The sequence below is a fragment of the Kosakonia sp. SMBL-WEM22 genome (genome assembly GCF_014490785.1).
Classification (GTDB): domain Bacteria; phylum Pseudomonadota; class Gammaproteobacteria; order Enterobacterales; family Enterobacteriaceae; genus Kosakonia.
Genome location: NZ_CP051489.1, coordinates 121651 through 133641, shown reverse-complemented (window position 1 = coordinate 133641; position 11991 = coordinate 121651). Strand labels below are relative to the sequence as shown.

At 55.5% G+C, this 11991-nt stretch carries 14 protein-coding genes and 1 pseudogene; 12 read left to right on the top strand and 3 right to left on the bottom strand.

The window, feature by feature from the left end:
• Positions 1-16 precede the first annotated feature (16 nt).
• Complete coding sequence (locus tag HF650_RS24895) at positions 17-1240, bottom strand: MFS transporter (protein ID WP_187799111.1); 1224 nt, start codon at positions 1238-1240, stop codon at positions 17-19.
• A gap of 949 nt (positions 1241-2189) precedes the next feature.
• Between HF650_RS24895 and HF650_RS24890 the strand changes: the two genes are divergently transcribed.
• The 8 genes and pseudogenes from HF650_RS24890 (at position 2190) to HF650_RS24855 (ending at position 8314) form a co-directional block, all read left to right on the top strand.
• On the top strand, positions 2190-2477 hold the full coding sequence (locus HF650_RS24890; RefSeq protein ID WP_187802863.1) for a hypothetical protein: 288 nt from the start codon (positions 2190-2192) through the stop codon (positions 2475-2477).
• 68 nt (positions 2478-2545) lie between these two features.
• Complete coding sequence (locus tag HF650_RS24885) at positions 2546-4552, top strand: ParB/RepB/Spo0J family partition protein (RefSeq protein WP_187802862.1); 2007 nt, start codon at positions 2546-2548, stop codon at positions 4550-4552.
• Between the two features lie 42 nt (positions 4553-4594).
• Positions 4595-5029: a conjugation system SOS inhibitor PsiB gene (gene psiB / locus HF650_RS24880; RefSeq protein ID WP_187802861.1), complete on the top strand. Its 435-nt coding sequence runs from the start codon at positions 4595-4597 to the stop codon at positions 5027-5029.
• On the top strand, positions 5026-5745 hold the full coding sequence (locus tag HF650_RS24875) for a plasmid SOS inhibition protein A (RefSeq protein WP_187802860.1): 720 nt from the start codon (positions 5026-5028) through the stop codon (positions 5743-5745). Before psiB ends, HF650_RS24875 begins: the two co-directional genes overlap by 4 nt.
• Before the next feature lie 164 nt (positions 5746-5909).
• A pseudogene (locus HF650_RS24870) lies at positions 5910-6053 on the top strand (succinate dehydrogenase flavoprotein subunit); the annotation flags it as partial.
• 103 nt (positions 6054-6156) lie between these two features.
• Complete coding sequence (locus tag HF650_RS24865; protein ID WP_187802859.1) at positions 6157-6507, top strand: hypothetical protein; 351 nt, start codon at positions 6157-6159, stop codon at positions 6505-6507.
• 690 nt (positions 6508-7197) lie between these two features.
• The gene (locus HF650_RS24860) at positions 7198-7479 is read left to right on the top strand and encodes a hypothetical protein (protein WP_187802858.1); all 282 of its coding nucleotides are present in this window, start codon (positions 7198-7200) and stop codon (positions 7477-7479) included.
• A 16-nt stretch (positions 7480-7495) separates the two neighbouring features.
• A complete protein-coding gene (locus tag HF650_RS24855) occupies positions 7496-8314 on the top strand; it encodes a DUF932 domain-containing protein (RefSeq protein ID WP_187802947.1) in 819 nt (272 codons plus the stop codon).
• Between the two features lie 32 nt (positions 8315-8346).
• On the opposite strand, the gene HF650_RS24850 is transcribed toward HF650_RS24855, so the two are convergent.
• Positions 8347-8871 carry a lytic transglycosylase domain-containing protein gene (locus HF650_RS24850; RefSeq protein WP_187802857.1) on the bottom strand — a complete coding sequence of 175 codons (525 nt, stop codon included), beginning with the start codon at positions 8869-8871 and terminating at the stop codon, positions 8347-8349.
• A gap of 608 nt (positions 8872-9479) precedes the next feature.
• Here HF650_RS24850 and HF650_RS24845 point away from each other — a divergent pair.
• Positions 9480-9875, top strand: coding sequence for a relaxosome protein TraM (locus HF650_RS24845; protein ID WP_187802856.1), 396 nt, complete (start codon positions 9480-9482; stop codon positions 9873-9875).
• Positions 9876-9914: 39 nt separating this feature from the next.
• Here HF650_RS24845 and HF650_RS24840 read toward each other — a convergent pair whose 3' ends face one another.
• Complete coding sequence (locus HF650_RS24840; protein ID WP_187802946.1) at positions 9915-10550, bottom strand: Arc family DNA-binding protein; 636 nt, start codon at positions 10548-10550, stop codon at positions 9915-9917.
• 197 nt (positions 10551-10747) lie between these two features.
• Between HF650_RS24840 and HF650_RS24835 the strand changes: the two genes are divergently transcribed.
• Genes HF650_RS24835 through HF650_RS24825 form a run of 3 tightly spaced genes read left to right on the top strand, consistent with a single transcriptional unit; the run spans position 10748 to position 11989 of the window.
• Positions 10748-11101 (top strand): type IV conjugative transfer system pilin TraA, encoded by a 354-nt coding sequence (locus HF650_RS24835; RefSeq protein WP_042718119.1) that lies wholly within the window; start codon positions 10748-10750, stop codon positions 11099-11101.
• Positions 11102-11103: 2 nt separating this feature from the next.
• On the top strand, positions 11104-11406 hold the full coding sequence (gene traL / locus HF650_RS24830; RefSeq protein ID WP_187802855.1) for a type IV conjugative transfer system protein TraL: 303 nt from the start codon (positions 11104-11106) through the stop codon (positions 11404-11406).
• Positions 11407-11416: 10 nt separating this feature from the next.
• On the top strand, positions 11417-11989 hold the full coding sequence (locus HF650_RS24825) for a TraE/TraK family type IV conjugative transfer system protein (RefSeq protein ID WP_346014261.1): 573 nt from the start codon (positions 11417-11419) through the stop codon (positions 11987-11989).
• Positions 11990-11991 lie beyond the last annotated feature (2 nt).

Below are 11991 nucleotides of genomic sequence, written 5' to 3'. Positions count from 1 at the left end.
TACGCACAACCCCGTGTTAGTTTGTTCTGGGCGTCCTGTTTAACCAGAGCAAAACTCCGACGCCTCCCAGACTGAACAGAGAAATGCTGTACAGAGCAGTAAAAGCACCAAAATTCTGCGCTATCACACTGGTTATACTGGTAGAAATAGCCGCGGTCAGAACCTGTCCGCGCCATGTAAGTGCACTGGCTTTGGCGACCTGGGTTTCTGCGAAGTTCTTAAGTACGCCGAACGTACCCAAAGCAAAAACAATATTTGAACCCATGTGTGCACTGAAAATCATAATAAGCCCGGCGTACGGAAAGCCGGCAGACAATGGTAATAAAAAATAACTACCGATGTACCCGCCCAGGCATAGCAACAACAGCCTGTTATTAGCGGAATAGCGCTGCAATTTACCAGCATCAAGTATTAGCGGGCCGCAGAGTTGTCCGAGGCTGCGCGCAAAAAGCAGCGGCAGTGCCAGCCCGGCTGACTCTTCAGGCCTTATTTCCTGTGCAAGAGCAGGTAAAAGCGCCATTGCGGGAGAACCCACAGCTGCCAGGGCAGGTAAAAGCATAACGCTTCGTTTTTGCAGGGGAGATAAACATCGCCAGAATAACTTATGCGTGTCAGGCACCGCTTTTTCATGTTGCAGCTCCATCGCCTGAAAAACAGAGGCTGACGTCAGAAGCAAAGCAGCCGAAGCGACAAAACTCACGGCATCAATGGCAAGGAGATTCAAAGGAGAAATCAGGTCGAACAGTAAAATGCCCAATCCGGTACCCAGCAAAACCTGTGAGGCAAAAATTATCGTTTCCATGGCGGTTGCTGCAGGTAGTTCGTCATGCGGTAATCCGCGTTTAAACAGCAGCGTTAGTGCCGGGTAACTCATGCCGCTGAATAGCGCTTCCGAACACTGCACCGCAAGCAGAGCCGGAACGTTATGATGTAGCAAACCATATAACGGAAAAACAAGTGCAAGCAGGCCGAGCAGCTCTGTAAATATCAGGATTCGGAGTGGTGAAACCTTTTTACACAGAGCTTCGCCCAGGATGCTCCCTATAAAACTGGGCAGCATTGACAGCATATAAACCATCGTCAGAGTCGCAGGAGAAGCCTGCCAGTGTAAAAGCTGTCCAAAAACAATGACCTGAGTAAGCCCATTACCAAGGGACGACAGGATATAGGCAAAACCAAGGAAGCGCAGCCAGTCATGACTACGCAGTGCGCGAAAAAGCGCAAGCAGCAAAGTGTTCATGAGGAAAGATTCTCACCTTAAATAACAGAAGCCCACACAGCCCACAGGCAATGCGGAAAGCAAAAACTGTTAAAAGACAGAATCTTTACATTGGAAAATTTACTTTCGTGGAAGCAGATACAACATTGTATCACACAAAAAGCAGGCGGTATTCCCGAAGCCTGAGCGTCCGCTCTTCGCTCATAGCGGACTTTCTTTGAATAATCTTCTGCCTCACTGCACTTCGTTAAATCTCATCTCAAATCAAATGTTGTTCGCATAAGTTGTATTGACTTCAAACACAACTGCTTGCATCTCCTCCGGCAAAAAAAGTCTGACCATCTTCAACAAAAAGATTTTCATCCTGCGGGTGCGGGTGCGGGTGCGGGTGCGGGTGCGGGTGCGGGTGCGGGTGCGGGTGAACATGAAAGTGAAGTTGTGCAGCAGCTGCGCCGGTAAAAACCGGACACCGGAAAAACAAAAGAGGATACGGAACAGGCCACCTTCGGCTCCCCGTCCGTACCGGCCGGGTCGTCGGCCCTACTCCGCCCGTCGCCCGCAGGCGGGCTCCAGTCTCCGGCCGAACCCCTGCGGGTTTCGGGCTTCGCTAGGCCCCGATGGAAAAGGTCAACGGCACCGCTAGCTGCGACCGTTCCGGTCGCGCCGCGTCCACCGCCCCGGCGTTGCCGGGGCTTTGAGGTCGCCACGCCGTTCCGCCGTGTCGGGTGCGCGCATTCTCTCTGCGTGGTGATGCCACCCCCTTGCCGGCACCCACGCGGAGGGCTGGCTGTAGCACCGCCGGGTCGTCATACGGGGGGTAAAATGCACTCCGCCAAAACTTTTTGCGAAGGGCCGCAAAAACTGTTGTCTCCGCCCCCCTCCTTCCTCCCGCGCCGTCGCTCCCTTGCCCTTTGCCGCGAGAGTACCAGCCAGGGAGATGGATTAACCATCACCACAGGAGAAAACCAGAATGCGCACACGAAACGTCAACGGCAAGACCGCCGGAGGAGAAACCGCCGGAAGATGTGATCAAAACACGCAGGAAGACATCGCTTTACAGGCGAAGGCGCTGATCGCCCGGTATCGCCGGTTACAGGACGGCGTGACCGTCTTTACCGCACGGGCATCATCACGCGGGGATGTACAGGTTGAGATACGCCAGTTTGGCCGCCTTGTCTGGCATGCATGGTCTTTTGAGCCGGAGTTTCTGGCCACGCTTGAAAACCGGCTGCGCGATGTGCAGCGAAACCACGACTGATTAAGCGCCGTGACCGGATGGCACTCCGGCCACGGCATAACCACCACCGTAACTAAGAGGAAACAATAATGGTCACCACCCATACTACGGCGAAACCCGCCACACGCAAAGCCCGCACGAAAAAAGCCGCCGCCGCGCCGGCAGCCGTTGAGGCTGCCCTGCAACAGGCACCCGTGGAATACGTGCCGTATTCCCGCCTGACCCGTTCTGACTATAACGTCCGCATCGTGCCCCATACTGACGAGGAAATCGCCGGGTATGCCGCCAGCATTAAGGCGCTGGGGTTCCTGCATAACCTGGTGGTTGTCGATCATCCGGACGGCTTACTCGGTGTGGTGTGCGGCAGCGGGCGCACCCGCGCGACGGGCGTACTCGTCGCGGAAGGCTTCACCGGGGCTGATGAGCCGTTCGTCCCGGTCAAGCGTATCCCGGCGCATCTGGCGGTCGCGGCCTCGATGGCTGAAAACGAAAAAAGCCGCAAAATGCACCCGGCAGAGCAGGTGACCGGGTTCCGCAGGATGGCAGAGCAGGGCTTCACCCCGGCGCAGATTGGCGATCTCTTTGGCTTCACTGCCCGTCACGTCCAGCGCATCCTCAGCCTGGCGAATCTCGCCCCGGCGCTGATTGAGGAACTGATGCACGACCGCATTACCCTGGAGTTGTGTCAGGTGATGACACTTGAACACGATCATGCCCGCCAGGTGGACATCTGGAACAGCGCGAAAGAGGCTTTTGGTAGCGGTATGCCGTCGGCAGGGTGGCTGAAGGGGAAGGTGAACAGCATCAAAATGGACACGGCTTCTGCCGCGTTCCGGTTCGTCGGGGAGGATGCCTACGTGGCGGCCGGGGGCGTGGTTGATCGTGACCTGTTCAGTGACGAAGGTCAGGGCTTTGCTGATCGTCTCCTGACACAGCGGCTACTGCTCGACAAACTGGCTGGCGAGGCGGCGCGACTTCAGCGCGAAGAGGGCTGGGCATGGAGTGAAAGCCGGATGGATGAAATCACGCTCCGTGATGCACAGACCCTGCGCGTGTGTCTGCCTGAGCCTGAACTGACTGACGAGGAAAGGGCCACGGTGGTCGGTCTTGAGCAGAAGTTACTGGAGAGCGAAACCGAAGAGGACGAAAACGCGCTTCAGCAGCGTATCGAGGACATTGAGGGTGCAGCGCGCGCGCGCCTGTTCACCCCGGCGTATAAGGCGGCACACGGCGTGGTGGTCTCCTATGAAGCCGGCGGCTTCTGCATTCAGCGTGGGGTGAAACGCGTCGAGCCAGCCCAGGACAACGGGGCTGAAGAAAGCGAACTCCCTGCAACAGACCCCGCGACAGACCGCGTGATCACCATCAGAACCCCCGGCATCCCGGCAGATGCCTTCTCCGAGAAACTGGTCCGGGCCATGTCGTCCGAACGTACCCTGGCGGTGCAGGCTGCGCTGTCCGGCAGACCGCATGTGGCGCTGGCCCTGCTGACCTGGACGCTCTGCCGTAACGTCTTCGGCAGGATCGGGGGCAGGGTACAGGCTCCCCTCGGTGTCAGCATCCGCGACTGCACCTGGTCCCTCACGTCAGATGCGCCGTCTGGTAAGCAGGGCGCTGGCTGGCAAATGATGCAGGACATGAAGGGGGCGCTGCTGCTGACCCTGCCGCCGCTGTGGGAAACTGATTTTCGCACCATGCTGGGTCTCTCCACAGAGCAGCTTCTTACCCTCCTGAGCTACTGCGTGGCATCCGGTATCAACGGGGTGCAGGAACGGCAGTACGGACGCACCGGCGACAGCAGTCTGGAGACCCTTGAATCCGCGCTGGACTTCGACCTGCGCGACTGGTGGCAGCCGGATGCGGACTACTTTGGCAGCATCAGCAAGGATCAGATCGGCGACGCGCTGGCAGAGGCCGGGCACCAGGACCGCGCCCGCGAGGCGATGAAGCTGAAAAAAGGCGAGGCCGCGAAGCTGGCTGCCGCCACCCTCGCGGAAACCCGCTGGGTGCCGGACTGGATGACCCGCCCGCAGCCGGATGTTCCGGCGACGCTGAACGACACCGCTGACCACAACGCTGACCACAACGCCGCATAACCAGGAGCCGGTTGCCCCGCCGGGGCAACCGGGAAAACCACCATGAGCATGAAATATACCCCCGCAGTCCTCAACAGCATGATCCCCGCGGAGCTGGAAGCCGTCCGTGAGAGTGGTGATGAAGAACGTCGCCAGCTGAGCGACGCCGTGATGAACACCATTCCGGTTCCGCCAGGCTGGCGCGTGAATGCCGAGTACCGCTGTGAGTTCGGCGGCCAGTTTCCTGTCCAGTTGCGCTTTGCCCCGGACCGGTCCGACCGTTACTTTCTCTGCCTCTGTAGCCCCGGTGAAATGCTCCCGGCCTGGACACTGTTCCTGCTGGCGGCTGACGGGGGGCTGGTCAGGATCCTGTCGCAGCGCGACAGGCATGACCCGGTGGCCGTCAGCGCCCTGCTGGCGCAGGTTGCCGGACTGCACCGTTTTAACTGCTCTGCGGCCACCATCGCTGAACTGATGAATGCGGAGGTGATGTCATGATCCCCGCCAGTCTCGCGCTCGTTACCCTGAACCCGGCACGCCAGGCTGCGCTGCAGGCGGTGGCAGAGGTCGAGCTGCGCCGCGAGAGCCGCAGGCGTCTGCCGGAAGACAACCCGCATGCACGCGCTTTCATGCGCCTGCTGACCGGCGAAAGTCGTCTCAGCAGCCGTACCGCTCAGGCCATTCCGGGGCTGGGCTGGGACCCGCATTTTAAAATCTGGTCGCTGCGCAGGCTTGAGGAGGCGCTCGAAGTCCTGCTGGTCAGCCGGGGTGAGCACTGCTACCCGCCGCTGCCGGCATCGGTTCAGGAATGCCTGTTCCCGGATGTGGTGTTCCGGAATGCATCCCGGAAGGATCAGCGCGGGAAACTGCATCTGCATAAAACGATCCGGCGTGAAAATAAAAGCCTGTGCCGGGAGGAAATTCTGCACCAGAGTCTGGTCGCGCAGGCCCGGGCAGACCTGAACTTCCGGTCTCCGGAGAACGTGGGGGCGTGGTACACGCGCTGGGCTGATGAACTGCGCGAGTACGAGCTGGCGGAACAGTTCTGGCAGTGGCGGAAACGTTTTTCGTCTCTGCCAGAGCTGGAATGGCACCGGCAAGAACCGCTCTGGTCAGTACTGAACGTGCTGAGGGATGTGGTGAGCGGTATGAGCGTCAGTGAAAAAGCTGCCGATCGCTGGCAGGTGCCGGACAAGCTGGGCCACGCAGGATAAGGGCGGCAGAAAATGAGGCGGGTGAAGACAGTTTCGTCAGCACTTTTTTTGCCGGGGATTCAGCGAATTCCGGGCATTAAAAAAGCAGGGCTAAGCCCTGCTTAATCAAAGGTCGGCACGGACAAGGTGTCGACCACGTCAAAACAAACTGGAGGATGAGATCCGTGATATTTGACCCGCAAACTGTCGCACAGGCGACGGCATTTGTAAATGCCCTGCGCGCAGGAAAACCCGCGCACATCCCCGCCATGCCGTTCGGGCGCTGGCAGGAGTTCATGACCACGGTGTATTCCGGTCTTGGGGCGTCTGCGGATGCAGATAACGGCAGCAGCGTGTATCCGGCGCTGGGTCTGGCATAAGGGAGGCGGCCATCCCTGCGGGGGTGGCCTGCCACTGAGAGGGAGAATAACAATGAAAGTTAACCTGACTGATACCGCCCCGGAACACACTGCGGCTGAGAAAGTTCCGGCGACAGAGCTGGAAGCGCTGGCGGCACAGCTGCCGATCGCGGAGTTTCCCGTGGTGATACATGACAACCGGCAACGCGTCAGCCTGGCAGCCGAAGCGCTGTGGTTGTTCGCGCAACGCACCGGCATGGCAGAAGATGGCGAGCCGGTGGGAAGCGTGATCGTCGATTTCATGGCAAGTATGATGCATCTGTGCCACCAGGTGGGGATCATCTCCCCGGCAGGTAACGGTCTGCCGGAACTGCTCAGGGTCGCTGAATTTCACTTTGATGCTGAAGAGGAAGACGATTTCTGAGTCCGTGCCCGGAACGGCAAAAGCCGGGAAGGGCGTTCCCCTCCGGGGAACGGGGCAGGGCGAGAACGCCTGCGGCGCACCCGCTCTCTCCCTCATCTGCTCCTGTGTTCTGCTGCCTCTGTGGGGGTTGCGCAGGATTAGCCTGGGCTGCTCACCATTGCCGGTTGTTTCCGGCAACAAAATCAAAATCAAGGTCAGGGGCTGGCCACCTTCGGCTCCCCGTCCGTACCGGCCGGGTCGTCGGCCCTACTCCGCCCGTCGCCCGCAGGCGGGCGCCGAACCCCTTCGGGTTTCGGGCTTCGCTAGGACCCGATGGAAAAGGTCAACGGCACCGCTAGCTGCGACCGGAACGGTCGCGCCGCGTCCATCGCCCCGGCGCGGCCGGGGCTTTAAGGTCGCCACGTCGTTCCGCCGTGTCGGGTGCGCGCATTCTCTCAGCGTGGTGATGCCACCCCCTTGCCGGCACTCACGCGGAGGGCTGTCTGTAGCACCGTCATCCGCCTGCCCGCAAGGGCCGCGCTCCTGGCGCTGTCGTCTGCACCCGTTCGCACTCGCCGAAAATCCGGCTCGCTTGCGCTGCGGCTTTGCCGACACCCGTGCGTGCATTCGTCTGCCGTCGCTCCCTTGCCCTTTGCCGCGAGAGTACCAGCCAGGGAGATGGATTAACCATCACCACAGGAGAAAACCAGAATGCGCACACGAAACGTCAACGGCAAGACCGCCGGAGGAGAAACCGCCGGAAGATATGATCAAAACCTGACAGACAGTCAGATCCTGGATTTGTTTGACTGGGTGGTTTCCGCTGCGTGCGATGAACAGCAGCCGGAGGTGTTCTCTGTTCCCCCTGGTGCTGTTGAGCTGAATGTATTTGTGGAATGCGCCCCGGATTATTACGCCGTGTGGCTTCTGAAAAATATCCCGGTCGCGGCTGCGCTGCCACTGGATAACTTTTACCGTTTATTACTATCCTGAAAGGAGAATAATCATGATCCGTTTATCCACCCGTTACGCCGCGCCAAACACGATACGAAATAATCGCCCGCTGACAAACGATGAATTAATGCGTGTCGTGCCGAGCGCATTTTCGGTTGAAAAACATGAGTCGCGCTCTGAACGCTACACCTATATTCCGACCATTACTCTGCTGGATAAATTGCGTGAGGAAGGATTCGAGCCGTATTATGCCGGACAGTCACGGGTACGTGATCCGGAGCGCCGGGATTTCACCAAACACATGATCCGGCTGCGTCGCGGAAATAACGACAGCGGGTCAGAGGTGCCGGAAATTGTTTTGCTGAACAGCCATGATGGCTCCAGCAGTTATAAAATGATCCCCGGTATTTTCCGGCAGGTCTGCACAAATGGCCTGGTGTGCTGGAAGTCGTTCGGCGAAATTAACGTGCCCCACAAAGGGGATATTGTTTCGCAGGTTATCGAGGGAGCATATGAGGTGCTGGGCGTATTCGATGCCGTCGCCGACAATATGGAAAAAATGAAAAGCATCCAGCTCGACAGCGCCGAACGTCGCCTGCTCGGCGCGATGGCGCTGGAATATAAATATGGCGAGGATAAATCACCGGTCACCCCTGAGCAGATAATTCAGCCCCGCGCCTGGTATGACAAAGAAACCGATTTGTGGACGTCCTTTAATATTGTGCAGGAGAATCTGATCAAAGGTGGCGTGCGTGGAAGAACGGCGAAAGGAAAAAAAACCACGACACGACCGGTGACCGGGATTGATGGCGACATCAAACTTAACCAGGCGCTGTGGAAAATGGCGGAAGAGTTTGCCCGGCTGAAAAGCTGAATAAAAAAACCCGGTTAACCGGGTTTTTTATGTCAGTCTTTCAGCGGCTCAGGCGTTATTTTTGCCGTCAGCTGCGTTTCTTCGTCAGGTGCAGAACGCTGCGCCAGTATGGATTTTCTGGCCAACAGAATGCGGTAAATATTTCTGATATCCTCGGCATAGGCCCGTCGCTGTTTGATCAGGTTTTTCGACGGCCCGGTATTATACATTCCCACGCTGTCCCAGTTTTTTCCGTATGACCTGAAGTTATGCGCAAGAACCCATCCGCCGGTGTAAACGCACACGCATGGATCATTAAGCAGATCCGATCGCGTAATATTAAACTTTTTCAGCTTACCGTAATGCGAACTGTTTATCTGCATCCCGCATACATCCTCCGAACCGTCATTGTTCGCCACATTAACCGCAGCGGGCCGCAGTCGGCTTTCCCTGATAGAAATTGACATCAGCAGCAGCGGGTCGATTTGGTAATCCCGCCCTGCCTGGTCGAAACACATTTGCGGTGCGGCGCTGCAGGACATTGAGGCGCAGAGCAGAATGAGACCGAGTTTATTCATATTTATAACCTTTGCGTTTTGCGCGCGTGGAATGTCGCTGGAGCAGCGCAATAAAAAATACCCCCGCCGATCATTTAAATCAATACCCGCTCTTACAAACGCGCAGAGAGCGCTGCGGGTACGTGCCCGGAGTCAGTCTCTGATATTAATGAGGCTCTGATGTCGCTTATTATTGGCCGCTCTTTGCTAACATATAAAACATGACACCCCACGCAAGACTTCGTCTTGCAGGTTTTTCCTTTGGAATCAGGTTGTTGTGCCTGTAAAATTGTGAGGATTTTAGAGTAAAACCAAAAGTATCGTACAATCCGACACTATAATGTCGGAGGTTCAGGATACATATATCGGAGGATTGTATTACCTGTTAGTGTCGGTATGTCGCAGGTTTATCGCAGGAATGTGGATATTCTTTAAAACCATTGCGATAGATATCGCACAGTGTCACACTAATGCTGCATTAGTGCTGCTTACGAACACCTGTATAAACCAGATTCCCGCCGGAATCGGTTTTTTCTGCCAGCACACAGCCATTGCATAACCACCGGCTTTTAACATCAGACATTGCTCCGTAGTGTCGCCTCCGACACTACCGAAACTCAGGAATTAATATGGGAAGAATAGGCGTTTACCTGAAAGATAAAATTGAGCGGGAAGTGCGTGATATTGTTCAGAAAGAATTAAATAACGGCGCGTCCCCGGCAGAAGTCAGCGTGTCTTCAACCTGCAATGAACTTATTCGCCTCGGGCTTCTGGTTTATAAAAACAATGATTCAGACGGGCCTAAGTTCGATCTCGAGGGCTACCGGCGCGACCTGATAATGAAAGCCAGCGGCACGAGGGAGGGTATTATGATTCTTACCGCGCTGGTTTGTGAGATGTACGTACAGAGCAAAGGAAATGACGCTCAAATTAGCCTTGAGGACCTGATTAATCAGAGCATTTCAGCAATTAATCAGGCTGAGACAGCAACCGAAGCCCATCACTTCCTTACCAACGAAGAATAACAATCTGGCCGACAAAGCCGCCGGCCAGACCCGTCACGGTTACTCCGGTTTATTCCACGGAAGCGGCACATCCTCCGCTTCCGATAATTTCTCCCTGAGATACCACTCAAATGCCATGCACAGCACTTTAAGCGCCTGCGCATCCTCATTCTGGTCGAGAAGGCGCTGGGTTAAATAACCCATAGAATTCATCAACCTTGTCAGCATTTCATCGTTCAGGCTGCGTTTATGCACCCGCGCCATAATTCTTATTTCAGAGGCAAGATTTTCAGGAATGCGCATGCTGTAGCCTGACGTCTTTCCGGGAATTAACACCCGTATACCTTCACGCCACATCCAGACAGGTTCATCACGCGCCTTTTCCTTTCTGTTTTCATTTTCATCTTCATTACCATTGCTTAATAAATCACACAGCCACTCTTCAAACTTTACTGCCAGAGAAATTAACCTTTCCCCCTCAACCGTTTTAATAACAGGTACATGCGGCTGATAATTCAGTGAAATAAGTAACCGCGCGATAATTTCATCGTTAACACTCCTCTCACTAATTCGTGCACACACCCGCAGTTCCATCAGCAGATTGTCCGGCGCACGCAGCCGCCACTCCACTGTTTCGCCCGCAGTGAACTTCCGTGGGCGGCCACGCTTTCCCCACAGATTCTCTTTTACTTTCATATTCATAGATCCCTGACATCACAGGCGTCATACCTGCATGACTCAGGATATGTTGCGCCGGTAGTCAGATAATTCCTAATGATGCTGAAAAGTGTGACTAAGCTCACAGTTTTTTTTTTTTAGGGTTATGAGATACTTATGCCCGCGTAAACAAGCACTTACGCAAACACATTTTGTTTACATCCGGAGAAACAAGCATGTTCACTGAGGACAATGCCCTTAAGGTCACAAAGGGATGGGCGGTAGCGTCTTTATTTCGCAAAGCCCGTGAAAATATTCAGATGAGAAAGTATTTAAAAAACGGAGGTTTAATTCTCCTTTCTCTTCTGGCCTGCAATTACGCATTTGCGGGCAGCACTGATTTACTCGCCTCACAGTCTTCCACCGTTTCCAGCACTTTCGGTCACGGGTCGTCACTTGAGAAATACTTCTACTACGCGGAAATCTTTATCGCTTTATTCCTGTACATTAAAGCCCGCTCCCCTCTGGTATTTCTCGGTCTCGTCATCGTCATTATTTTTACCCGCATGGGCTTCGCCATCGCAGGCTAAAAATGAACGGGGAAGAAGATAAATATTACTTCCCGGAAACCCTCAATCAGCAGGCCCGATTCTTCGGTCTCCCCCTCGACGAACTCCTCGTTATTGCTCCCCTGACCTTACTGGGTATCGTCTGCAATATGTCGACCGCCCTGGGGATAGTTTCGGGCGTGCTGTGGTTAATTGTCAGGTATCTGAAAAAAGGGCAGGGCTCGTTCTGGTTACTGAATTTCTGTTACTGGTACCTGCCCACCTTTATTTTCAGGGTGACCTTCCGGTCAATTCCTGACTCAGGTTTCCGTCACTGGAGGGCGTGAATAAGTGAAAATGGATATCAAGCGAAGCAGGGATAAATACCTGCGACTCGCCTTTATCGGGATGGGCAGTTTCGCTGTTTTATGTACTGCAGCAACGATTCTGAGCAGCGCTCTTGCGTGGCACTTTTACAGCACGCAAAGAACCATCACCACGCCCATGTCTTACAACCAGCCTTTCAGCTCCGATGCCTCATCTGCCGATACCGCAGGCATGAACATGTTCGCCACGTCATTCCTGTATCTCAGGCTGAACGTCAGCCCCGAGAACATCGACAGCCAGCAAAAGATGCTGCTCAACTACGTGCCTGCACAGAGCCGCGACGCACTGAAAAAAGCGCTCGATGTGGAAGCTGACCGCATTAAAAAAGGAGGCCTCACCTGGCGTTACGATGTCCGCGCGCTGCGCATGGTCAGTCCCGGCGTGATTGACGCAGACGTCGTGCTCCACCCCTCAACCACCAACGGCAATATCACCACCGAACTGAAGGAGCAGGCACGCACTTACCGGCTCCGGATGCGCTATGAGAACGGCATCATCAATCTCGATGAGATGTCCGAACTCATGCCGGTCACCACTAACTGAAT

Bases quoted from the DNA above. Each gene is read 5' to 3' on its own strand.
- HF650_RS24875 (WP_187802860.1), top strand. From the start codon at position 5,026: ATGATCCCCGCCAGTCTCGCGCTCGTTACCCTGAACCCGGCACGCCAG.
- HF650_RS24845 (WP_187802856.1), top strand. From the start codon at position 9,480: ATGGGAAGAATAGGCGTTTACCTGAAAGATAAAATTGAGCGGGAAGTG.
- HF650_RS24840 (WP_187802946.1), bottom strand. From the start codon at position 10,550: ATGAAAGTAAAAGAGAATCTGTGGGGAAAGCGTGGCCGCCCACGGAAG.
- HF650_RS24825 (WP_346014261.1), top strand. From the start codon at position 11,417: ATGGATATCAAGCGAAGCAGGGATAAATACCTGCGACTCGCCTTTATC.
- HF650_RS24865 (WP_187802859.1), top strand. From the start codon at position 6,157: ATGAAAGTTAACCTGACTGATACCGCCCCGGAACACACTGCGGCTGAG.
- HF650_RS24835 (WP_042718119.1), top strand. From the start codon at position 10,748: ATGTTCACTGAGGACAATGCCCTTAAGGTCACAAAGGGATGGGCGGTA.
- psiB (WP_187802861.1), top strand. From the start codon at position 4,595: ATGAGCATGAAATATACCCCCGCAGTCCTCAACAGCATGATCCCCGCG.
- HF650_RS24885 (WP_187802862.1), top strand. From the start codon at position 2,546: ATGGTCACCACCCATACTACGGCGAAACCCGCCACACGCAAAGCCCGC.
- traL (WP_187802855.1), top strand. From the start codon at position 11,104: ATGAACGGGGAAGAAGATAAATATTACTTCCCGGAAACCCTCAATCAG.
- HF650_RS24850 (WP_187802857.1), bottom strand. From the start codon at position 8,871: ATGAATAAACTCGGTCTCATTCTGCTCTGCGCCTCAATGTCCTGCAGC.
- HF650_RS24890 (WP_187802863.1), top strand. From the start codon at position 2,190: ATGCGCACACGAAACGTCAACGGCAAGACCGCCGGAGGAGAAACCGCC.
- HF650_RS24860 (WP_187802858.1), top strand. From the start codon at position 7,198: ATGCGCACACGAAACGTCAACGGCAAGACCGCCGGAGGAGAAACCGCC.
- HF650_RS24895 (WP_187799111.1), bottom strand. From the start codon at position 1,240: ATGAACACTTTGCTGCTTGCGCTTTTTCGCGCACTGCGTAGTCATGAC.